24 protein-coding genes (1 of these 24 only partly in view) are annotated in these 22,610 nt (G+C 53.3%); 13 read left to right on the top strand and 11 right to left on the bottom strand.

From position 1 onward, the window contains the following. The 3 genes from ACJJIW_RS07345 to ACJJIW_RS07335 all read left to right on the top strand — a co-directional run. On the top strand, nt 1-98 hold the end of the coding sequence (locus tag ACJJIW_RS07345; protein ID WP_282930791.1) for a MarR family winged helix-turn-helix transcriptional regulator. Its footprint begins 346 nt before the window's first position; only the last 98 of its 444 coding nucleotides appear in the window; its start codon lies beyond the left edge, outside the window; its stop codon occupies nt 96-98. A gap of 264 nt (nt 99-362) precedes the next feature. Then, entirely contained in the window at nt 363-785 is a 423-nt protein-coding gene (locus ACJJIW_RS07340) for an organic hydroperoxide resistance protein (protein WP_282930790.1), read from the top strand. 30 nt (nt 786-815) lie between these two features. Further along, nucleotides 816-1,835 (top strand): alpha/beta hydrolase, encoded by a 1,020-nt coding sequence (locus ACJJIW_RS07335; protein WP_444937021.1) that lies wholly within the window; start codon nt 816-818, stop codon nt 1,833-1,835. 43 nt (nt 1,836-1,878) lie between these two features. On the opposite strand, the gene ACJJIW_RS07330 is transcribed toward ACJJIW_RS07335, so the two are convergent. The 4 genes from ACJJIW_RS07330 to hutI form a co-directional block, all read right to left on the bottom strand. Next, on the bottom strand, nt 1,879-2,280 hold the full coding sequence (locus ACJJIW_RS07330) for a RidA family protein (protein ID WP_282930788.1): 402 nt from the start codon (nt 2,278-2,280) through the stop codon (nt 1,879-1,881). Nucleotides 2,281-2,371: 91 nt separating this feature from the next. Continuing rightward, nucleotides 2,372-3,271 (bottom strand): LysR family transcriptional regulator, encoded by a 900-nt coding sequence (locus tag ACJJIW_RS07325; protein WP_444937020.1) that lies wholly within the window; start codon nt 3,269-3,271, stop codon nt 2,372-2,374. A gap of 130 nt (nt 3,272-3,401) precedes the next feature. Continuing rightward, nucleotides 3,402-4,364, bottom strand: coding sequence for a formimidoylglutamase (hutG, locus tag ACJJIW_RS07320; protein WP_444937019.1), 963 nt, complete (start codon nt 4,362-4,364; stop codon nt 3,402-3,404). After that, nucleotides 4,348-5,577 (bottom strand): imidazolonepropionase, encoded by a 1,230-nt coding sequence (gene hutI, locus ACJJIW_RS07315; protein ID WP_282930785.1) that lies wholly within the window; start codon nt 5,575-5,577, stop codon nt 4,348-4,350. Before hutI ends, hutG begins: the two co-directional genes overlap by 17 nt. 187 nt (nt 5,578-5,764) lie before the next feature. Here hutI and hutC point away from each other — a divergent pair, with 187 nt between their 5' ends. From hutC to ACJJIW_RS07290, 5 genes are all read left to right on the top strand, one after another. After that, nucleotides 5,765-6,475 carry a histidine utilization transcriptional repressor HutC gene (gene hutC / locus ACJJIW_RS07310; RefSeq protein ID WP_282930784.1) on the top strand — a complete coding sequence of 237 codons (711 nt, stop codon included), beginning with the start codon at nt 5,765-5,767 and terminating at the stop codon, nt 6,473-6,475. A gap of 89 nt (nt 6,476-6,564) precedes the next feature. Continuing rightward, complete coding sequence (gene hutU / locus ACJJIW_RS07305; RefSeq protein ID WP_444937018.1) at nt 6,565-8,241, top strand: urocanate hydratase; 1,677 nt, start codon at nt 6,565-6,567, stop codon at nt 8,239-8,241. A 267-nt stretch (nt 8,242-8,508) separates the two neighbouring features. Next, nucleotides 8,509-10,059 carry a histidine ammonia-lyase gene (gene hutH / locus ACJJIW_RS07300; RefSeq protein WP_444892313.1) on the top strand — a complete coding sequence of 517 codons (1,551 nt, stop codon included), beginning with the start codon at nt 8,509-8,511 and terminating at the stop codon, nt 10,057-10,059. A 280-nt stretch (nt 10,060-10,339) separates the two neighbouring features. Continuing rightward, nucleotides 10,340-10,672, top strand: a complete 333-nt coding sequence (locus ACJJIW_RS07295) for a hypothetical protein (protein ID WP_282930781.1) — start codon at nt 10,340-10,342, stop codon at nt 10,670-10,672. A gap of 96 nt (nt 10,673-10,768) precedes the next feature. Then, nucleotides 10,769-11,275: a hypothetical protein gene (locus tag ACJJIW_RS07290; protein ID WP_444892314.1), complete on the top strand. Its 507-nt coding sequence runs from the start codon at nt 10,769-10,771 to the stop codon at nt 11,273-11,275. A 456-nt stretch (nt 11,276-11,731) separates the two neighbouring features. Here the strand turns inward: ACJJIW_RS07290 and pyk are convergent, their stop codons facing one another. Then, the gene (pyk, locus tag ACJJIW_RS07285) at nt 11,732-13,168 is read right to left on the bottom strand and encodes a pyruvate kinase (RefSeq protein ID WP_444937017.1); all 1,437 of its coding nucleotides are present in this window, start codon (nt 13,166-13,168) and stop codon (nt 11,732-11,734) included. Between the two features lie 177 nt (nt 13,169-13,345). On the opposite strand from pyk, the gene ACJJIW_RS07280 reads away from it, so the two are divergent. Continuing rightward, the gene (locus ACJJIW_RS07280; protein ID WP_444892316.1) at nt 13,346-13,819 is read left to right on the top strand and encodes an META domain-containing protein; all 474 of its coding nucleotides are present in this window, start codon (nt 13,346-13,348) and stop codon (nt 13,817-13,819) included. A 64-nt stretch (nt 13,820-13,883) separates the two neighbouring features. After that, nucleotides 13,884-14,405 carry an META domain-containing protein gene (locus ACJJIW_RS07275; RefSeq protein ID WP_444937016.1) on the top strand — a complete coding sequence of 174 codons (522 nt, stop codon included), beginning with the start codon at nt 13,884-13,886 and terminating at the stop codon, nt 14,403-14,405. Between the two features lie 131 nt (nt 14,406-14,536). On the opposite strand, the gene smrA is transcribed toward ACJJIW_RS07275, so the two are convergent. The 6 genes from smrA to ACJJIW_RS07245 all read right to left on the bottom strand — a co-directional run bounded on the left by smrA (nt 14,537) and on the right by ACJJIW_RS07245 (nt 17,944). Then, on the bottom strand, nt 14,537-15,124 hold the full coding sequence (smrA, locus tag ACJJIW_RS07270) for a DNA endonuclease SmrA (RefSeq protein ID WP_282930775.1): 588 nt from the start codon (nt 15,122-15,124) through the stop codon (nt 14,537-14,539). Nucleotides 15,125-15,142: 18 nt separating this feature from the next. Further along, nucleotides 15,143-16,006, bottom strand: a complete 864-nt coding sequence (locus ACJJIW_RS07265) for an SDR family oxidoreductase (protein WP_444937015.1) — start codon at nt 16,004-16,006, stop codon at nt 15,143-15,145. Continuing rightward, complete coding sequence (locus ACJJIW_RS07260) at nt 15,999-16,451, bottom strand: acyl-CoA thioesterase (protein WP_444937014.1); 453 nt, start codon at nt 16,449-16,451, stop codon at nt 15,999-16,001. The genes ACJJIW_RS07265 and ACJJIW_RS07260 overlap by 8 nt, the downstream gene beginning before the upstream one ends. Nucleotides 16,452-16,584: 133 nt before the next feature. After that, on the bottom strand, nt 16,585-17,076 hold the full coding sequence (secB, locus tag ACJJIW_RS07255) for a protein-export chaperone SecB (protein ID WP_444937013.1): 492 nt from the start codon (nt 17,074-17,076) through the stop codon (nt 16,585-16,587). Nucleotides 17,077-17,236: 160 nt separating this feature from the next. After that, nucleotides 17,237-17,497, bottom strand: a complete 261-nt coding sequence (grxC, locus tag ACJJIW_RS07250; protein ID WP_444892322.1) for a glutaredoxin 3 — start codon at nt 17,495-17,497, stop codon at nt 17,237-17,239. Nucleotides 17,498-17,527: 30 nt separating this feature from the next. Next, on the bottom strand, nt 17,528-17,944 hold the full coding sequence (locus ACJJIW_RS07245) for a rhodanese-like domain-containing protein (RefSeq protein WP_282930770.1): 417 nt from the start codon (nt 17,942-17,944) through the stop codon (nt 17,528-17,530). Nucleotides 17,945-18,160: 216 nt separating this feature from the next. Between ACJJIW_RS07245 and gpmI the strand changes: the two genes are divergently transcribed. From gpmI to ACJJIW_RS07230, 3 genes are all read left to right on the top strand, one after another. Then, the gene (gene gpmI / locus ACJJIW_RS07240; RefSeq protein WP_444937012.1) at nt 18,161-19,708 is read left to right on the top strand and encodes a 2,3-bisphosphoglycerate-independent phosphoglycerate mutase; all 1,548 of its coding nucleotides are present in this window, start codon (nt 18,161-18,163) and stop codon (nt 19,706-19,708) included. Further along, complete coding sequence (locus ACJJIW_RS07235) at nt 19,708-20,835, top strand: murein hydrolase activator EnvC family protein (protein ID WP_444937011.1); 1,128 nt, start codon at nt 19,708-19,710, stop codon at nt 20,833-20,835. Before gpmI ends, ACJJIW_RS07235 begins: the two co-directional genes overlap by 1 nt. Nucleotides 20,836-21,207: 372 nt before the next feature. After that, entirely contained in the window at nt 21,208-22,566 is a 1,359-nt protein-coding gene (locus ACJJIW_RS07230; RefSeq protein ID WP_413663753.1) for a S41 family peptidase, read from the top strand. The last annotated feature ends 44 nt before the right edge of the window (nt 22,567-22,610 follow it).

Here is a 22,610-nt window from a genome sequence, read left to right as displayed (position 1 = left end):
CCACTCAAGTGCTGAATGCCTGTGGCTTGAATCCTCAGTCTGCACGGGCGCTAAAGACGCAAATAGAGACGCTTCGCCAATATTTAGCGACCCCCTAATCTTCCCCTCTTTTATCGCCCCGCCATTAGCGGGGCCCCCGCTTTGGCTCCATTTGTTATAGCTATCGTCCTTATAGCAACATTTAATTATCGCAATAATAGTTATCGCAATAACTTTATCTGGCGTCCAAGCTGACGCGCTGTTTAGAAGCTGACTTAGAAATCCGGACTACTACCCCCAGCTCAATAAATCCAGCGGGAAAAGGACTGGACTCCATTCCAGGCGGCTTCTGACAGACAAACACACATCAATGAGGACAGGTAATGCAAACAGTTTACACCGCAGTAGCAACCGCAAATGGCGGCCGTGATGGCGAAGCTCAATCATCAGATGGAAAGTTAAGCGTAAAGCTCAGTATTCCCAAAGAGCTTGGCGGCCCCGGTGGCGATGGCACCAACCCAGAGCAACTGTTTGCTGCGGGTTACTCTGCCTGCTTTATTGGCGCTCTTAAGTTTGTCGCCGGTAAAGAGAAAGTAAAAGTCCCGGAAGAAACCACTGTGCGCGCTGAAGTTGGAATCGGTCCCCAGGGTAAGGGGTTCGGTCTGGATATTGACCTCTACATCGATCTTCCTGGCCTGGATCAGGCGACGGCAGAAAAAATTGCCAACACCGCTCACGAAGAAGTTTGCCCTTATTCCAATGCAACCCGAGGCAATGTTGATGTGCGCCTGCACATATCCGCTTAAGCAACCGGTAGAGAGTTGAAGGTATCCGTTATGAATGGCTTAAAAATTTCCAAGCTGGCACTACCCCTTTTCTTTGCTCTTGGTATGGCTTCTGCGTCTGCTTCTATTTCCCCTGGTGTGGAGAAAAATACCCAGGGGTTCCTTCAAGCACTGGCGCAAGGTGGCGGCAAACCCATTGAGCAACTATCACCAAAAGATGCCCGCGCCGTCCTGGTCGGAGCCCAAGAGGGTACGCAATTGCCGCCCGCTGAAGTCAGCAAGAAAACCATTACGGTTAATGGCGAAAAGCTGGAACTGACTATCGTTAAACCGAAAAACACCCGGGGCCAGATTCCCGCCTTTATGTATTTCCACGGCGGAGGCTGGGTCTTGGGTGACTACCCAACCCACGAACGCTTGATCCGCGATCTGGTTCAACGCTCCGGCGCCGCTGCGGTGTATGTGGATTACACCCCATCTCCAGAGGCCAAGTACCCGACTGCAATTAACCAGGCTTATGCGGCTACCCAGTGGGTCGCGGAGAATGGCGAAAAGATCGGTGTCGACGGCTCCCGTCTTGCCGTGGCCGGTAACAGTGTCGGTGGCAATATGGCAGCCGTGGTTGCCTTGATGGCGAAAGAGAAAGGAACACCGGATCTGCAATTCCAACTGCTGCTCTGGCCGGTTACCGATGCCAACTTCAACAACGCTTCTTATAAGCAGTTCGCCCAGGATCACTTCCTGACACGGGATATGATGAAGTGGTTCTGGGATAACTACACTACCGACCCCAAACAGCGCAACGAGATCTATGCTTCACCTCTGCGCGCAAGCAAATCCCAGTTGGTCGGCTTGCCTCCCGCTCTGGTGCAGACTGCTGAGATGGATGTGCTGAGAGATGAAGGGGAAGCTTACGCCCGCAAACTTAACGAAGCTGGTGTGACCGTAACCGCTGTTCGCTATAACGGCATGATTCACGACTACGGCCTACTAAATGCCCTGAGTGACGTGCCCGCGGTGCAGGATGCTCTTGATCAAGCAGGCTCCGAGCTTAGGGAACACCTCAAGTAAAACTTAAAAGCCCTGCAATGCGGGGCTTTTTTTATTCAGGTACTTAAAGCAGCGTTTTAGCCACTGCCTCAATTTCTATCAATGTCTCTGGCGACGCCAGGGATGTGACTCCCACTCCCGTGATTGCCGGGCGAGTAGTACCCAAATATTTAGATAGCACGGGGACTATTTCCCCCAGATGCTCACTAACTTCTCCACGCACATAGATACGTAACTGCAAAAGATTCTCTACCGACGATCCGGCCTCATCCAATACTGTCAATAAGTTTTGCATGGCGCTTTCCGCCTGAGCACCAACCCCTATGTTTTTAACTTCACAATTACTATCCCAATCCACCTGACCCGATACAAATACCAAGCCTGTTTTAGTATCGACTCGGGCGTGGGATAGGCAGGAAGAACTGCCATCATAAAGTGAAGAAGGATTAATATTCAGAATACTCATAACAGACCTGTACGCTTTCTAGCTTTTGAAAAAATCATAGTAGAAAGGCAGCTTTGCCAAAGCTATGGAGTAAAGCTTGTTACGGATACAATCAGGAAGCCATTGACTTAGAAAACCGTTGGTGCAGATCATTGAGAATCCAACTTACCAATGGATCATTTTCCACTCGGGGATGAAAGGCGGCTACAACTTCGTAGCCAGGTGGATACTTGTCCAAGGTAATTTCCACCAAGCCCTCACAAGGCATCAACCTAGAGGGAATAAAGGCCAGGGTATCCGTCCTTTTCAAGAACTCCTGAGCTATATAAAAAGAGGGCGCCGAAACAACAATCTCTCTTTTTAGACCTTGCCCCTCTAGCCAACGATCGGCTGAACCTCGCAAGCCTCCAACCCCTGGCGATGTAATAACAAAATCAGATTGCATCAACTGATCAATAGGGACCAACTCATCTAAACTATACATAGGATTAGCCGATACACAGACATAACGCTCATTAAAGAGCACCTGTGTATTAATTCCATCAGGCACATACCCCGTTGATGTGAAAGCTAAGTCAATTTCTCCCTGATGCATTTTCTGGGTGAGCGAGACGCTTTCAATATTAGTGACAATAAATTTCACTTTCGGCGCATATTGCTTGACCCTTTGGATCAATTCGGCAACAACCACTTTTTGCGCGTAATCTGTTGCAGAAATCACCAGGGTCCGGGAAGTCTGGCTTGAGTCAAGTGAGCCCGGGACAGGAATCTCACTGAGTAACGTCAGCACCTGTCGAATCTGTGGCTCTATAAATTTTGCATAACTGGTGGGAGCCATCCCATGCCCTGTACGCACAAATAGATCATCCCCAACTATTTTTCTAATCTTCTTCAGCTGCAAACTGACAGCTTGCTGCGAAACCTGCAGATGCTCTGCGGCAAGGGAGATACTTTCAACCCTGAATAGTATTTCCAGGGTTTTTAAGTGATTGATTTCAAGATCTTTGATCATATCAACTGCAAAAGCGGAGCTTTCTGCCAGTCACTTACGGTTGTGGATAAAGATTAAAATAGCGGTTTCTAATACTGAAGTTAACGCGACCTCCAAAGCCATAGTGGCCGCGCTGTATTATTAAAAATACTCAGGGGATTTTTCTGGCCGCACGATTTGCAATTTGAAATCCCAGGCGGGCCGCGGTACGCGCACCATGATCCTCAATATCGAAATAAGGATTAAATTCAGCGACATCCGCCAAACAAACTTTATTGGATTCCAAAACGGTATCCAGCAAGACTTCCAAAAACTCCATGGAAACCCCCCTGCCAGAGGGGGCACTCACCGCTGGCATTACTGCCGCCGGCAATACATCCAGACATACCGTCAGATAGACAAAATCCACCTTCTCAATAAAGTCGCGGATTCGCGCCTGAACCGTATTCAGATTCCAACTACTGATTTCACGATCCCGAATAACCTGGGCACCCAGCTCATCAGCTCTCTGGTAGAGAGCAGGTGTGTTGGCGTTATCCGCCGCACCTACACAGAGATAATTAAATTCGCGACCATTTATCCTGCACTGCTCCGCAATCTGGAAAAATGGCGTACCCGATGACCCCTTTGGCGCAGGTGTGCGTAAATCCAAATGCGCATCAAAATTGATAATACCCAGACTGCTCTCGCGGTGATGCTCGCGCATCCAGCGGGCAATCCCCTGATAACTGCCAAAAGCAATTTCATGGCCGCCTCCCAATACCAGAGGAAAGTGACCGGCACCGAGCAACTCATTGATACGGGCACCCAATAGCGATTGGGCAGACTCCAAGTCTTCCCGTTCGACTCTGACGTTACCCGCATCGTATAAGGGCGCATCGAAAGTGGCCGGCAGGTTAGCCATAGCCAGACGCAGGATTCTCGGACCTTTCGCTGCACCGATTCGCCCTTTATTTCGGCGTACCCCTTCATCTGAAGCAAAACCTAGAATTGTGAGGCCAGGAGCATCATCTAACTGCAAAGGAGAAATCCGCTGGTGCCAACGCTCACCCGCTCGCCCATCCTCAGAATCAGTGCGACCGCTCCATAATTGCATATCAGCAAGTTGTAACATCGCGACCTCCCAAGAAAATTTTTGCAGGCTTTAGAGCACCCACTTCATAAGCGAGCTGATCCGGGGTATCCATCGGCCAAAGAACAATATCTGCTCGCAGCCCCTCGCGCAGTACACCGCGAGAACAGCACAAACCCAATGCCCGAGCGGCTGCACGGGTAACACCTGCGAGAGCTTCTGCCGGAGTTAAGCCAAACAGCTGACAACCCATGTTCATCATCAAACGCAGGGAAGCGATTGGACAACTCCCGGGATTAAGGTCTGTTGCCAATGCCATACAAACTCCTGCCTCGCGTAACTTTTCAATAGGCGGAACCTGGGTTTCGTGCAGAGTGTAGAAAGCTCCTGGTAGAAGCACTGCCACGGTGCCGCTTTCCGCCATCGCCAGTACATCGGCATCACTGATATATTCAATATGATCTACCGATAATGCCCCGGACTTTGCCGCCATTTCAGTAGCCCCTGTACGCGCCAACTGCTCGGCGTGCACTTTTACTGGCAGGTCCAGTTTTTTCGCTGCATCGATAACTCTCTGGCACTGGTCGACAGTAAAGCCTATCGTCTCGCAAAACATATCCACAGCATCAGCCAACTGCTCGCGGGCTACAGCGGGCAATATCTGCTCGCAAATAAGGTCGATATATTCATCGGCACGACCGTCGTATTCCGGTGGCAGAGCGTGTGCTGCCAGACAGGTCGTTACTATTTCCACTGAGTTGTGTTGCGCCAAACGTCTCGCGGTGCGCAATTGCTTTAGTTCAGTATCCAGGTCCAGGCCATAACCGGATTTAATTTCCACGGTTGTAACGCCTTCGGCCATCAGGGCGTGCAGACGGGGCTCAGCCAACTTATACAGGTTCTCGGCACTGGCACCCCTTGTCGCCCGCACCGTAGAAATAATACCCCCGCCAGAGCGAGCCACTTCTTCGTAACTCTCTCCCCCCAGGCGACGGGCAAACTCCCCTGCGCGATGACCTCCATATACGAGATGCGTGTGGCAATCGATCAGGCCCGGAGTTGCCCATTGACCTTCGCCATCAACAATGCGGTCTGGGGTGCACTCGGGCAGATCCCGGCGGGGACCAATCCAAACGATCCGACCTTTGGTTACCGCAATTGCAGCATCCTCGATAACACCGTAACCACCGGCAATGGATGGGTCCATTGTGGCGGCATTCAAATTGGTAATCAGCAAATCACAGCGTTCTGACATAAGCTTTTAGCGGCACGCTTTTCCTTTTAAACCATAGATGCTCGGCCCGATGACCGACAAACCAGTAACGGGCAGGATACAGCTCCCCTCTTCGACTTGACAGCCCGCAGCAGGGAAACCATAGTAGCCGTAACTATTCTTGTATATACAACAATATACAAGCCAAGAAAGCACTGTACCTGAGTCTATGAATACTGCAAGTGAACCCCGATACGCGGCCATCAAGCGCCATATCCGCCAACAAATTGAGTCTGGCGAGTGGCCAATTCACTCCCAGGTGCCCTCGGAGAACCAACTGGCACAGCAATTCAGTGTGAGCCGGATGACCGCAAGGCGGGCACTCACCGAGTTAACCGATGAGCGCGTTCTGATGCGCTCCCAGGGGCTGGGTACTTTTGTCGCCGAGCCGGTGCCCGCCAGCTCACTGTTGGAAGTGCGCAATATCGCCGACGAGATCTCGGCCCGGGGGCACAGTTACAGCAACCGCATTCTGTTAGCTCAGCCCTGTGTCGCCAGCGCCGATGTAGCCCTGGCATTGGAAGTGCCCGAACAGGCAAAAGTGTTTCACTCCATTATTGTGCACTGTGACAACGGCTTGCCGGTGCAGTGGGAAGAGCGGTTTACCAACCCAGCCTTGGCTCCAGATTACCTGGACCAGGACTTCGCCCACACCACCCCCAACGCCTATCTTTCCAAAGTCGCACCGCTGACCGAGGCCGATACAACCGTCGAGGCCATAGCTGCGGAAGCCGCTATCGCCCACGCTCTGGAAATTGCCCCCGGAGATGCGTGCCTCCAGGTTTGGCGGCGCACTAAATGCAGTGCCGGCACCGTGAGCTTCGCGCGCCTGGTTCACCCAGGCAATCGATACCGCCTCGGTGCACAACTGAGATTCTAGTTATTGATTTATCCCGCGCGCCCTGGGAAAAGAAACAATCAAATCCGGGACGTGTGAATTTTTTTACGAGAAAAATTGACGAGGAAGCTATGTCTACCGACAAACGCCACGATCCCAGCCGCAAAATCCGCGCGCCTCGCGGCAGTGAGCTCAATGCCAAAAGCTGGCTCACCGAAGCTCCCCTGCGCATGTTGATGAACAACCTGGACGCCGAGGTAGCTGAACGCCCGGAGGACCTGGTGGTGTACGGTGGTATCGGCCGCGCCGCACGGGATTGGGAGTGCTACGACAAGATTGTCGAAGTGCTGAAGCGCCTGGAAGACGACGAAACCCTGCTGGTGCAGTCCGGCAAGCCTGTCGGAGTCTTTAAAACCCACGCCGATGCACCCCGGGTATTAATTGCCAACTCCAACCTGGTACCCCACTGGGCCAACTGGGAACACTTTAACGAGCTGGATAAAAAAGGCCTGGCCATGTACGGCCAGATGACTGCCGGCTCTTGGATTTATATCGGCTCCCAAGGCATCGTCCAGGGCACCTATGAAACCTTTGCCGCCGTCGCACGCAAACACTTTAATGGCGAAGCGAAAGGCAAATGGATTCTTACCGGTGGCCTCGGCGGCATGGGTGGCGCTCAGCCACTGGCGGCGACGATGGCCGGTTTCAGCATGATCGCAGTAGAGTGCGACGAAACCCGTATCGATTTCCGTCTGCGCACTGGCTATGTAGACAAAAAAGCCACCAGCCTCGACGAAGCCCTGCAAATGATTGAAGCCACGATGGAAAAAGGCGAAGCCATTTCCGTTGGCCTGCTGGGCAACGCAGCAGATATTTTCCCGGAAATTGTAAAGCGCAATATTCTGCCAGATTCGGTTACCGACCAGACTTCCGCTCACGATCCTTTAAATGGCTACCTGCCCCAGGGCTGGACCATGGAATACGCTGCGGAGATGCGCAAGAAAGATGAAGCCGCAGTAGTAAAGGCAGCCAAACAGTCTATGGCGGTTCAGGTTGAAGCCATGCTGGAGCTGCAAAAGCGCGGCGCCGCAACCCTCGACTACGGCAACAATATTCGCCAGATGGCTCTCGAGGAAGGTGTGGAAAATGCCTTCGATTTCCCCGGTTTTGTACCCGCTTATATTCGCCCTCTGTTCTGCGAAGGTGTCGGTCCTTTCCGCTGGGCGGCCCTGTCCGGCAACCCGGAAGATATCTACAAGACCGATGCCAAGGTTAAGGAACTAATTCCCGACAATCCGCAACTGCACAACTGGCTCGATATGGCCCGCGAGCGGATTCATTTCCAGGGACTGCCCGCACGTATTTGCTGGGTGGGCCTGAAAGATCGCGCGCGCCTGGCACTGGCATTTAACGAGATGGTAGCCAACGGCGAATTGGAAGCACCGGTAGTGATCGGCCGCGACCACCTCGACAGCGGCTCTGTAGCCAGCCCCAACCGCGAAACTGAAGCCATGATAGATGGTTCCGACGCTGTCTCCGACTGGCCGCTGATGAATGCCCTGCTGAACACTGCCTCCGGCGCTACCTGGGTATCCCTGCATCACGGTGGTGGCGTAGGCATGGGCTTCTCCCAGCACTCTGGTGTGGTCATTGTCTGTGACGGTACCGAAGCTGCGCGCAAACGTATCGAACGGGTTCTCTGGAATGATCCCGCCACCGGCGTAATGCGCCACGCCGATGCCGGTTACGAGATCGCAAAAAAATGTGCAAAAGAGCAAGGCTTGGACCTGCCCATGCTGAACGACTGATTTTTTACCGCAATAAAAATACCGCCGGCGGAAATCTTTTACAGCCCGAATAATTTTTATCGGGCTGCGCCGCCGGCGCCTAACAGGGTGTTGAAAAAGCCTACAAGCGACTTTTTCAAGCCATCTTTGCGGTACATGTCCACAAAGATGGGCACTCAAATCAAGCAATTGCAGTGCTTGATTTTGCGGCAGGCGCTTTCGCACCGCCCGCGCAGGCTGTTTTTCAACAGCCTGCTAAGCAGTAAATATTTTTTGGTGAATGAATTTATGTATCAATTGGAAATCGATCCCGGTCAATTGAGCCTTGCGCAACTGCGCCGTGTAGCCCGCGAGTCGGTGCAGCTGTCCCTGGCGAAAAGCGCCTATCCCGCTATTGAAACCTCTGCCCACACTGTTGCCCAGGTTATTACCGAGGGACGCACGGTTTACGGAATTAATACCGGTTTTGGCTTATTGGCCAACACTCGCATTGAAAAGCACGACCTGGAAAACCTGCAGCGCGCTATTGTACTGAGCCATGCCGCCGGTACCGGCAACTTTATGAGTGAAGCCACCGTGCGCCTGCTGATGGTGTTGAAAATCAACTCGCTCGCGCGCGGCTTCTCCGGTGTGCGCCCGCAGGTCATCGAAGCTTTAATGCAACTGGTCAATGCCAGTGTCTACCCTGCTATCCCTGAGAAAGGTTCTGTCGGCGCTTCTGGCGATTTGGCGCCGCTGGCTCATATGAGCGTGGTACTTCTCGGTGAAGGGGAAGTATTTATCAAGGGCGAGCGCAAGAGTGCTCACGAAGGCCTCAAAGCTGCGGGACTAGAGCCCATTACCCTGGCCCCCAAAGAGGGCCTCGCCCTGCTAAACGGCACCCAGGCTTCTACCGCCTTTGCCCTGCTCGGCCTGTTCGCCAGTGAAGACTTATTCGCCGGCGCCCTGGTAACCGGTGCTATTACCCTGGAAGCCGCCAAGGGCTCACGTCGCCCCTTCGATGATCGTATTCACAACGCCCGCGGCCAACAGGCTCAGCGCGACGTAGCGGCAATTTATCGGGACCTGCTCGGTAAAACCAGCCAGATCGGTGATTCCCACCAGTTCTGTGAAAAAGTGCAGGACCCCTACTCCCTGCGCTGTCAGCCCCAGGTAATGGGTGCCTGTCTGCAGCAGATGCGCTTCGCTGCCGAAGTATTGTTGGCCGAGTCAAATGGTGTTTCCGATAACCCGCTGGTATTTACCGACGAGGAAAATCCAGATAACTCCGACATTATTTCCGGCGGTAACTTCCACGCGGAGCCTGTTGCTATGGTCGCCGACAACCTGGCGCTGGCATTGGCAGAAATCGGCTCCCTATCCGAGCGTCGTATGGCGCTGTTGATCGACAGCAACCTATCCGGCCTGCCTCCCTTCCTGGTGGAAAATGGCGGGGTGAACTCCGGCTTTATGATCGCCCAGGTCACCTCAGCGGCGCTTGCCAGTGAAAACAAATCCATGGCGCACCCTGCCTGCGTGGACTCACTGCCCACCTCCGCCAACCAGGAAGACCATGTATCCATGGCCACCTTTGCCGGCCGTCGCCTGCGGGATATGGCCGACAATACCTGTGGCATCCTGGCGGTGGAGCTACTCGCTGCCTGCCAGGGACTGGATTTCCGCGCTCCTTTAAAATCCACGGAAAAACTGGAGGCAGCCAAGTCAAAACTTCGCGCCCAAGTACCTTTCTATGACAAGGACCGCTACTTTGCCCCGGATATTGAAGAGGCAAAGCAGTTGCTGAGCAGCGGCGCCTACTTAGATTCAATAGACCCCAATCTCCTGCCCAGCAGTCACTAGGTTAAAGAGCCTTCATGACTTGATTCGCACATTGCGAGAGAACCATTTTTCTCACAATGTGCGAATTTTTAGTGGTTTCACCCGCCTGCCGACCTTACCTTTTTTGACTCCGAACAAGTGGGTCTATCAAATTGAAACTGAACAGTTTCCATCAACCAATACAGACCTGCCTCGGTATTCAGCTTTGCTAGAACATTTACTTTGCCTCGTGATGATTTGCGCGCCAAAAATGCTAGGCTGAATGTAGAAGTGTTACCCGCCAATAGGTGTGGAGGTCTTGATGAAACCGCTGCCCACTAGATTGCTGCGAGGCTCAGGTTGTGCGCTCGCCATCGCAGCAGGACTGGCTCTGTCGGCCTGTAATGGAACATCCGGCTATCCCTGCGGAGGCAACGATTGCTCCGCCAGTTATTACGGTTACAGTCCTTATTACAACAAGACGTATTACAACCTGCGTGGTCGCTATGCCCACTGCCACCCGGATGGCACTTGTCACAATATGCAGCACTGTAACTTCTACTGGGACGGCAACTTTTATCGCCTGAGACCGCCTGCGGTTGTAAATACCCAGTATCAAATTGTCGATCCACCGCCACGCGCAAGACCTTACTAAACCTGAGATTCTGTGCTCGCCTAGTTGGCGCGCCTAAGGGGCTTGGCCCCTGCCGGGCCTCTCCGGGGGGAAATTCCACTTACCGGAGAAAGCACTATGAATAGAGCTGTAAGAACGGTGATTCTCACCGCCACGGTGTGCACAGCCCTAGCCCTGGGCGCCTGTGCCACCGATGGTTACTACGCCACTTATACCAGCTACGGTGGACCAAGTGGAGGGCAAGTCGCTTACACCTCCTCCTACGCTTATCCCTATGCCACGCCCAACTATTACGCTTCGAGTAATGTCTATCTAGCCTCCTATAGAACACCGGTTTACCAGACCGTTGGTTACACCCCGGTGAATACTTACTATTACGGCGGCGGCTACGCCTACTACCGATCCGCATCATTCCGCGGCCACCCTCGTTACCGGGCTCGCTATTACTATCGCGGAATGCCTTACTACAACCGTTTCTATTATCCGCGGTCGTCTCACGCTCGCTATCGGGCCCACCACCGAGGCTATAGAAGCTATCACCGCGCCGGCTACCGGAGCCATAGAGGCCACTATCGCGTTCGCGGTGGACATCATCGTGGAGGGCATCATCGCGGTAGACGCTAACTCCAAGATCTACTAGGCAACTACCCCCGCTGTAGCAAACCATTAGAAGATGCAGCGGGGGTAGTTAGTCGCTAACCTCTGTACAACCTTCCTTATAATCAGCCTCCTACTCAATGCTCACTGTCGCCACTTTTAACAAATTGGCGTCCAATACATCTCAATGACAGCTATTACCTCTACCCTAAATAAACAAGTTATTCGGGATTACTTTCCTCAAACCACTCGAAGAGGTAACTGCGGTGCAGAAAATGTTACTTATTCTGCTTGCCGTGGCCCTGGCGACAGGAGTTGCCGGTTGTTCGACAACCGCGCCCCAGGGAGGCCCAAAGTCATTAACCCTTGATGGTCAAAAATTTCACTGTGTTGAGCAGGAGTTAGAAACCAAAGTGTTGGTAAGGTGTGTCCGTGCGGGGTAGCTTATTATTACAATCAAACTTTGATACTTAGCAACACATATCAGGGCACTCGGACAATACGCAGGGTATCGGTGTGGCCACCAATGTCTTGTTGATAACCTCGAGATATCAGCACAAAATCTCCAGATATTAGCAGCTCTTTGTCCTGTAAATAAGAGATTGCCTTTTGATCCCTTAAGGGGCCGTCCATATTGGAGACATCCATTAATACGGGGTCAACACCGCTATAGAGGGCTACACGATTGCAGCACTTTTGATGCCGACAAAAAGCGTAGATAGGAATTAATGCACAAACTCTCGACATTAATAGCGCGGTATTTCCAGTTTCTGTCTGGCAAATAATGGCTTTAATTTCACGGCAATGATTCGCTATGATCATAGCGGCCATGGCAATACATGCATCACCCGCAGGATAATCACCGCGCAGGCTTTCCGGCGTGGAATAAATTTTCCGATGTTTTTCTGCTCCAAGAATAACTTCAGCCATATGCTTAACGGTTTCAATAGGATATTCACCTGCCGCCGTCTCAGCAGATAACATTACCGCATCAGTACCATCCAGTACTGCATTGGCCACATCGCAGACTTCCGCTCTAGTAGGCACAGGGCTTGAAATCATCGACTCCATCATTTGTGTCGCCGTAATAACTACCCGATTGAGATAACGGGCATAACTGATTAAATGTTTTTGTACTCCCATTAATTCTGCATCACCTATCTCTACAGCAAGATCTCCACGTGCGACCATAATGGCATCACTTGCTAAGATAAGTTTTTCCAGGCGAGCATCATTGGATACCGCTTCAGCCCTTTCAATTTTGGCAATAATATGTGCAGTGCCGCCCGCCTCTCTGAGTAACTTTCTCGCTTTGTGAATGTCACGAGCATCGCGAGGAAATGAAACAGCTAAATAATCTACCTGCAATTCTGCGGCGACCTTAATATCGCAATGGTCTTTTTCTGTCAGTGCTGGCGCAGTAAGACCTCCACCTTGTTTGTTTATTCCTTTTCTATCCGATAACCAGCCACCATTTTCAACTTCCGTTTTTAATGACAGTCCAATAATTTTTTTGATTCGCAAACGCAACCGGCCGTCATCCAGTAACAGGCAGTCTCCCTCATTACAGTCTTCTGCGAGCGCTTCATAATCAACCCAGACACCTTCAGGACAGCCACTTTCTTTATCCCAGTCCGGGTCCAAAATAAATTCTTCACCTTTGCGCAGGTATATACGCCCATCAGTGAATTTCCCGACACGAATTTTTGGTCCCTGTAAATCTCCCAGCAAGGCAATATGTCGGCACTGACGTTCGGCCTCCTCACGGATGAATTTCGCTCTGCGCCGGTGGTCATCAATTTTTCCATGAGAGAAATTCAGGCGAACCATATCCACACCGGCTTTGATTAACTGCCGAAGCGTTTCTTCTTTATCGGTAGCTGGACCCAGGGTGGCAACAATCTTGGTGCGTCTAATCATATCGACGACCGTCCTTTAATCGATGGCCAAATACTATTTTTTTACATCAGTACAAGCATAGCTTGTCACTGCTGTCGTCTCGTCACTGCAGCCAACAACTAAGCTTTTGTGAAAGCCAGAAAGCGGCTAGCTTGGGTGTGGGCTGGAGAAGGGTCTGTGTTTGGGAGTTACTCGTCGATGAGTAGGTTGGTGCAAATATGGCTTCTGGGAGCCCTACTAGTTGTCGGCGGATGCCTAACAAATCAAATCGAAGAGGCCCAAGTTGTCCAATCCTCAGGTAGCATGGGTGCGGTCTGTGGCAAGAAGTGGCAGCTGGTGCGCCTACGCGTCAAAGGTGGAGTAGTCGATATCCAGAGACCGACTGACTTTACCTTTGTCTGCAATCTCCAAGGTAATGTTATGGGGAGGAGTGGTATAAACACCTACCGAGGTGAAATGCAGGTAACCGATAACGGACAGCTACTGTGGGATACCTCCAGCTTCGTCTCCACCAAGATGGGCGGCCCCGAGCCGTTGTTGCGGCAAGAGCATGCCTACCTCAGCGCCCTCGCCGCCACTCGACAGGCTTTTACTAAATCACGCGGTAGCCGTTTGATACTGCGTGACCCCTCCGGTGATATCTATATAGAATACGTAAAGGCCGGACCTTGAACGCCGCCACAGAAGACCTGTAAATTTTTAGGTTAAATGTCGCAAAAACAATGAGAACGACATCATGCCACGTCGTGCTTTTCACTTACTGCTGAGTATTGTCTTATGCAACCTGGTACTTGCAGGCTGCAGCACCCCCAATCCCCCCATTCCCCAACTACAGCGATCAGCATCATCTGCCTGCGATCATGAGTGGGTGCTATCAAGCTTGTACTACTCCGGGCGCACCTATGACTCAACCTTAAGCTGGAGCAGGTTTTGGCGAGATAGACCCTTCTTTAAATGCGACCGTTTTGGTTACGTCAGGGGCAATAGTGGTACCAATCCCTACCTCGGTCGATTTTCTCTCACTAGCAACGGAGCATTCACCTGGGAGCGAATTCCCGCTATTGCGCGTATGGGTGGCGCCCAGCCCAGTGATGAATTAGAGATCGATTACCTCAATGCCCTGAGGAAATCTGATTTGATAGTTATCGTAGGCACCAAAATGATGATCAGCAGTACCGATGGCAGCGCCCGAATTGAGTTTGAACAAGTAGACCGCAGCTACCGACAGGCACAGCCCTATAAAAAAGGCGACCTCTAAGGTCGCCCAACATCACAATCAAGAAGAATCAAAAAGATAAGCTTTAGGAGTCTGTAAAAAACATCCTTGAGGGGAAAGCCTCAGCGGCGTATCTTAATTTGCATAAGTGACAGAAAAGTTAAAAAGCGCACTTAGCGTCGCCTTTGATGTATCTCCAGATTCTCCTGCCTTTTACGCTCACTCTTCCTCAGCAGCAGATAAGTTGCTCCCAAGCCACCGTGTTGGGGTTGAGCACTGTGAAAAGCCAGTACTTCGTGCAGTTGCGGCAACCAGTGATTGATACAGCTTTTCAATAACGCCGGTTGTTTTCGCCCCTCACCCTTACCGTGGGTAATCAGGGCACAGCGCACATCCGCTTCAACACAATCACGGATAAATTCCATTACGGCCCTGCGCGCCATCTCCACAGAATGGCGATGTAAATCCAGGCGCGCATCTATGCTGTATTTGCCCAGGCGCAAATTGCGATAGACCCCGTTTTGCACACCATCGCGCTTGAACTCCAACGGATCCCAGGGCTCTACCAAATCGATATATTCACCGGACAGGGGGTTCATTTCCCGCTCTGTCAGGCGCGTGGCAGCGGCACGGCGCTCCCGCAACATAGACTCAGATTGCTTCGGCTCCTTGCGCAAATTGACGCGGCGCTCCTGCGCCAGCGGTTTAACGTCTCCCATTTCACCGAGAGCGTCTTTAAATAATTTGCTGTCGCTGCTCACAAATACCCCCTGCCAGCGTCAGTCGAGAAATAAATCCTTGGTTAAATTGTCTGCATTGGCTGGATTGTGGGCATAACCGGTGAAATCCTTCACACCGCGCTCTGCCAACAGCTCTTCATCGATTAGCTGGCGACCACTCAAGGCAACATCTTTAGTCGTCAGTATCTCATAGGCCGCATCGGCCATAATTGAGGGCTTGCGGCTCTGCTCAAACATATCGCGACTACCCACTGCAAACTCAATCGCAGCAGTGGCCACCAGTGTGCGCGGCCACAAGGTGTTTACACTAATCCCCGCCTCTCGCAGCTCTTCTGCCAACCCCAAGCTGAGAATGGTCATGCCAAACTTTGACAGGGCGTAGGGGGCGAAGGGCCCCAGCCACTTGGGCTGGATATTCAGTGGTGGACACAGGCTGAGAATATGAGCGTTGTCAGCTTTTTTCAGATAGGGAGTCGCCAAGTGGGCGGTGAGATACACCGCGCGACTATTGATACTCTGCATCAGGTCATAGCGCTTCGGTGGTGTCGACTCAACATTGGTCAGGTTGATCGCACCCGCATTATTAATCACAGCATCGATGCCGCCAAATTTTTCGGCAGCCTCCGACATAGCCTGCTCGACTCGCTGCTCATCGCGTACATCTACCTGCAGGGCCAGTGCACTACCACCAGCTTTCTCAACTTCCTCCGCCACCGAGAAGATAGTTCCAGGCAACTTGGGATGAGGTTCTGCCGATTTAGCGGCAATCACAATATTGGCACCATCTGCCGCGCACTTAAGGGCAATCGCCCGGCCGATACCACGACTGGCACCAGTGATAAAGATGGTCTTGTCCTTAAGCGCCCCTGAATTGTTGGTCAGGGATACAAACTCTTCACTCATTTTTTTCAGCCTCCGGGGCAGTTACTGCCGGACTGTAAATTTCCTTGAAGATCGCCGGCATACGTTTTGGCTTGCCAGTGGAAAGCTCAATGCACACCATCCGCCATTCGGCCCGCAATACCAATGCCTTATCGGCGGCGCGAAACACCTGAAAGCGGCGAGTCATATTCAGACGCCCATCCACCTCAGTGAGCCAGGTGCCAAACAGCAATTCCTCCCCCTCTCTGGCCGCCAGTATATAGTCATACTCGCCATGACGAATTGCCATTCCCCGGTCAAGCTGCTGATAATTCGTGACATCCAGCCCCAGGACGGCGCTGTGAGCCCAGGCGGTAGCCTCACACCAGCGCACATATTCCGCATTGTTGGCGTGACTCAGACCATCCACATGTTCGGCCCCAACCGTCACTTTGGTAATAAATGGGTTTGACAGATCCCACTGCATAAGCGGCTCCAGGTTTGTACTGCGGTTGCGAAGGGACAGTCAGTAAAAACGGAAGCTATCCCCGGGGAGATCACAGATATAAAAAAAGGCCCCGTAAGGGACCTTTCTATCGTGCCAGCTGCGCTAAAGCGAATTAGGCATTCGCTTTAGCGCCTTCTGCTTCTTTCTGTGCCTTTTCAAGGGCATTAGCAAACAGCGCATCAAAGTTCACCGGCGGCAACATCAGTGCCGGGAAAGAACCTTTAACTACAGCGTTATCGATCACTTCACGGGCATAGGGGAACAGGATCTGTGGGCATGCAGTGTTCAGGGCCTGAGCCAGCTGTTGACCCTCTAGACCTTTGATACCGAACAAGCCAGCTTGTTTTACCTCTACCAGGAAAGCAGTGTCTTCTTCCAGCTTTACGGTGATAGTCAGGGTCAGAGCTACTTCGTACAGATCTTCGTCGATCTTCGCAGTCTTGGTGTTGAGTTCTTGATTAACCTGGGGCTTCCACTGCTTTTTAAAGACCTCAGCACCCATCGGGGTTTCAAAGGAGAGGTCTTTCAGGTAGATGCGTTGCATCGCAAATTGTACTTGTGGAGCCTCTGCGTTTGCCGCTGCGCCATTTAATTCTTCAGCCATGTTACAGCCTGTTCATTATAAAAAGTTTATTGATGCCTTCCCTGAGAAAGGCTCCGGTAATAACCCAACAGTTGGGGCCTCGCCAAAACGTTTCAAGGCCCGAACCGGATAAATAGCAAAAATTGGGGACCACATGTTGGCGGTCGCGTCAGTTTTCCACTTATCCCGCTGCTTTCAGCAATTTGTCGAGCTGACCACCGCGCTCCAACGCCATCAGGTCGTCGCAACCACCTACATGTTTATCGCCAATCCAGATCTGTGGCACCGAGCGGCGCCCCGCCTTGTCAGCCATTTCTGCGCGCAAACCGGGGTTATTGTCCACAGGAATTTCGCGATAAGCGACACCCTTGCTATCCAGCAGCTGCTTGGCGCGAATACAGTAGGGGCAGAAACGGGTGGTATAAATGACAACATTCTGCATGACAAAACTCCGTCAAACTTATACTTCAGGTTAACCTTTGCCTTTAACGACAGGCAGGTTCTGGTTAGCCCACTCGCTCATCCCGCCCTGCAGGCGACGCACTTGGAAACCTTTCTGTTTCAGCATGCGCCCCACCGGACCTGCGTGCTGCCCCATCTTGTCAGCGACAATAATGGTCTTGTCTTTAAACGGTTCCAGCTCGGCAATGCGCTCAGCCACATCCCCGTGGGGAATATGCAGGGAGTCGACAATATGACCGGCAGTGAACTCGCTGCGATCGCGAATATCCAGCACCTTGGCTCCGTCGCTATTGATCAGCTTGGTCACTTCATGAAGTGATGCCGGCTCGCCAGACTTGAATCGCTCAGTCAAAACAAATGCGTAAAGCAATGCCACAAGCAGGCCGACCAACAGCCACTGCTCAGCTAAAAAGTCGAGAAAATCCACTTCGCCCCCAAAATCCTCAAGTGGTAATCAATAGGGCGCTACGGCGCCCAATGCCGGCGGGAGTATACACGATCATGGCGAAATTCTAATCAACCAAATCCCTCCGCCCCAGCCTCTTTGTAATCCGGCTTAGGCTAAATAACATGGTGAAATACCAGCCCCACAGGTTAAAATCCGCGTCCGCAATTTAACCCTTGGAAGAGGAATACTGTCGCTATGGCCGCTACGCAAGCCCCGCAAAAACGCCCCCTGGTCCTGCTGATTCTGGACGGCTTCGGCCACAGCGACAATCCCGAGCACAATGCGATTCACGCAGCAAAGTCTCCGGTTTGGGACAATATCTGGGCGACCCGCCCAAAAACCCTGATCCAGACATCCGGGATGGCGGTGGGCCTGCCCGATGGACAAATGGGCAACTCGGAAGTCGGCCATATGACACTGGGCGCCGGTCGAGTGGTCTACCAGAACTTCACCCGGATCAATAAAGCCATCCAGGACGGCGACTTCTTCCGCAATACCGCTTATACCACTGCGGTCGATAAGGCTATCGCCAACAACGGCGCCGTCCATATTATGGGACTCCTGTCCGAAGGCGGCGTACACAGCCACGAAGATCATATTGTCGCCATGATAACCCTGGCGGCACAGCGCGGCGCCCGCGCTATTTATGTACACGCATTTCTCGATGGCCGCGACACCCCACCGCGCAGTGCCGAACCCTCCCTAGCGCGCCTGATGCAGGTGTGTGACTCCGTCGGCAATGCCCATATGGCTACCCTGGCCGGGCGCTACTTCGCCATGGATCGCGACCAGCGCTGGGAGCGCACCGAGTCCGTTTACGACATGCTGACCCTGGGTACAGCAGAGCACAGTGCCAGTGACGCCCTGGCAGGACTGGCCTCGGCCTATGAGCGCGATGAAAACGATGAATTTGTCGCGCCAACGGTGATTGGCGAGCCCGCTCCCATCCAAGACGGCGATGCCCTTATCTTTATGAATTTCCGCCCGGATCGCGCGCGCCAGTTAACCCGCGCTTTTACCGAGCGGGACTTCAGCGGCTTCGAGCGCAAAGCCAAGCCGCAGCTGGCGGACTTCGTCATGACGACCGAATACGCTGCCGATATCCACGCCAGCTGTGCCTTCCCGCCAGAAAACCTGGTCAACTCCCTCGGCGAGTACTTGTCTGCAGAGGGCAAAACCCAGCTGCGCATCGCCGAGACAGAGAAGTACGCCCACGTTACCTTCTTCTTCAGCGGCGGCCGCGAAGAGCCCTACAACGGCGAAACCCGCGAACTGATCAAGTCACCGGATGTGGCCACCTACGATCTGCAACCGGAAATGAATGCGCCAATTGTCACTGACAAACTGGTAGCGGCGATTGAGAGCGGCGAGTACGACGCCATTATCTGCAACTACGCCAACGGCGATATGGTCGGCCATACCGGTGTTTTCGAGGCGGCAGTAAAAGCCGTCGAAGCCCTGGACCAGTGTGTAGAGCGCGTCGTAAACGCCGCTCTGGCTGCCGGCGGCGAGGTGCTGATTACTGCTGACCACGGCAATGTGGAAGAGATGTTCGACGCCAACTCCGGCCAGGTCAGCACCCAGCACTCCACTCTGCCGGTGCCTTTTGTTTATATCGGCAAGCGCAATGTGCAAATGTGTGACGGAGGTAGTCTGGCGGATGTAGCACCAACCATGTTAGCGTTGATGGATCTGCCACAGCCGACGGAAATGACCGGCCAAAGTTTGGTAAAAATGGACTGATGAAAACTCTCGTACTCTTCCTGATCACACTGATTTCCCTACCCGCCTGGAGCCAGGCAGAGGGAGATGAGCAGGCGCGCCTGGCGCAAATCAAGCAACGCATTGAGTCCCTTCAACAGGAACTCAACCAGGTGCGAGGCCAGCGCGACCAATTGCTCAAGGATTTGGAAGAGAACGAGAAAGATATTTCCGGGCTGCACCAGCGCATAGACAAGATCAAACAGGATATGCGCAGCCGCTCGGACAAGCTGCGCGAACTCCAGCAGGAACAACAGCAACTGCAAGAGTCGCGACGAAGTATGCAGCGGCGGGTCGAGCAGGAGATCGCCGCCGCATACCGACTAGGCCGACAGGAGCAGATCAAGCTCCTGCTCAACCAGCAAGATCCACAGAACGTCGCCCGCCATCTCCGCTACCACGATTACTTCCTCCAAGAACGCAGCCGCATCATAGACACTTACCTGGAAACCCTCACCTCACTGGAAACCGTATCCGCCTCCATTGAGCGCGAGCGCGGAACCTTGAAAGCGGAGCGAGAGCAGCTGCAGAAACGCCAGAGCAAACTGCGCATCGCACAGCAGAATCGCAAGGACACGCTGGATAAACTGGCGGCGCGGCTCTCCGATGGCAGCGGTGAACTCAAGCAGCTCCAAGGGGATCGCACACGCCTGCAAAAATTGATCGACGAAGTAGGCCGCGCCATCGCCTCACTGGTAAACCCCAGCGAGCAAAAACCCTTTGCGCGCCAGCGGGGCAAGATGCAGTGGCCTGTTGATGGCCGCCGCGCCAATGCCTATGGACAGCGCCGCGCCAATGGCATCACCTGGAAAGGTGTCACCTTGCGCGCCAATGAAGGGGAGCCGGTGCGGGCAATCCACCGCGGCCGCGTGGTTTTCTCCGATTACCTGCGCGGCCACGGCATGCTGGTTATCCTGGATCACGGTGAGGAGTACATGAGCCTCTACGCCCACAACCAGTCCCTCACCCGCAATATTGGCGAGTGGGTGGAAAGTGGTGACACCATCGCTCGGGTTGGCAATAGCGGTGGACTCAGCCATAGCGGTGTTTACTTCGAAATTCGCCACCGGGGTAAAGCGCAGGACCCCACAGTTTGGTGCCGCTCCTGATCAGAGCTGGCACAGAGGGCATAACACGAGGCGTAAAATCCCGGGCATTTTCCACGCACCCGTTATAGTGACCCCTCGCAAATCACAGCGATCGGGATTACACACCCGCCTAATGCTCTCCACTTCATCTCACGACTCCCGCCGCTGTGCTAATTAAATGAGAAAGCACCACGACGAAAAGCTGCGGAGTAGCGGCTTTTTTATCGCCAAAAGAGAATAAGAGCGGGAGCCAACCCAGGTGTAAGACCCCTGGGCTTATGACGACTAAGATCGTGACACTGTAGAATTTGGCGTCCGCTTAGAATCCCTGCCAATCTCTGCGGTCTACACTTTCGCAAAGCAGCGAAGAAATAAGGCAGAGGTCACAACAACATGTTTATCCCCAAGGCGCTGACAACCTTGATCGGCGCAGCCGCTCTGACAGCCCTGCCTTTAATGGGTTTGACCGACGGCGATAGCCATTCCCAGGTGGCTGCAGACACTGAAGCCCGCCTGCCGCTGGAAGATCTGCGCAGCTTTGCCAAAGTTTTCGAGCAAATTCGCCAGGGCTATATCGAGGAAGTGGACGACCGCACCCTGTTGGAATACGCCATCAAGGGCATGCTGCAAGGCCTAGACCCGCACTCCTCCTACCTTGATCGCCGCTCCTTTGACGATTTACAAGCCAACACCACCGGTGAGTTTGCCGGCCTCGGGATCGAAGTGGGCATTGAAAACGACCATATCACCGTCGTCACCCCCATGGACGACACCCCCGCCTCCCGCGCTGGCCTCAAGGCCGGCGATGTCATACTGCGCTTGTCTGGCAAATCCATGAAGGGCGTGAGCCTGGATGAAGCGGTGGAGTGGATGCGCGGGCCCAAAGGAAGCAGTGTCACTCTGACCATCGCTCGCAAAGGATTTAAAGAACCTTTCGATGTCACTCTCAAGCGGGACACCGTGCGCGTGCGCAGTGTGCGCAGCAAAGTCCTCGACGATGGCTACGGTTATCTGCGCATCAGCCAGTTCCAGCTGGACACCGGCGCCGATGTGGCCGACGAGCTGATCAAGTTGCAGAAGAAAGGCGCACTGAAAGGGCTGGTTATCGACCTGCGCAATAACCCCGGTGGCGTGCTGCAATCCTCGGTGGAAGTAGCGGATGCATTTTTGGAAGAGGGCCTGGTGGTCTACACCGAAGGTCGCAATGAAGCCGCCAACCTGAGCTATTCCGCCGAGCCGGGCGATTTAACCGAAGGCGCTCCGCTAGTTGTATTAATCAACGCGGGCTCCGCCTCTGCAGCAGAAATTGTCGCCGGCGCCCTACAGGACCACCGCCGCGCAGTGGTGATGGGCACCGACAGCTTCGGCAAGGGCTCGGTCCAAACGGTAATCCCTATCAATAATGAGCGCGCCATCAAGCTGACAACCGCGCTCTACTTCACTCCCAATGGCCGCTCAATCCAGGCCCAGGGCATCACACCGGATATCGTGGTAGAGCGGGTGAAAGTCACCCGCTTGGACGACTCTCCCAGACCCACTGAAGCGGATTTGGCAGGGCATCTGGACAACGGTAACGGTGGTGCCGACCGGACTTCTGAAGACCGCTCGAGAGAACAGGAAGAACGGGAAGACTGGATGGATCGTGACAATCAAATCTTCGAAGCCCTCAATGTACTCAAGGGCCTCAATCTCTACGCTCACAGGGACAGGGGTTTACGCGAGCGCCTTGCCCGCGCAGACGAACAGCAGTAGCAGAGTGCGGCGGGCCCAGGGCCCGCCGTGCAAGACCTACACCG

The sequence above is a fragment of the Microbulbifer maximicatervae (SeqCode) genome (assembly GCF_052467815.1).
The sequence above is the reverse complement of the archived record's forward strand: the minus strand, read 5'-3'. Positions and strand labels throughout refer to the sequence as shown.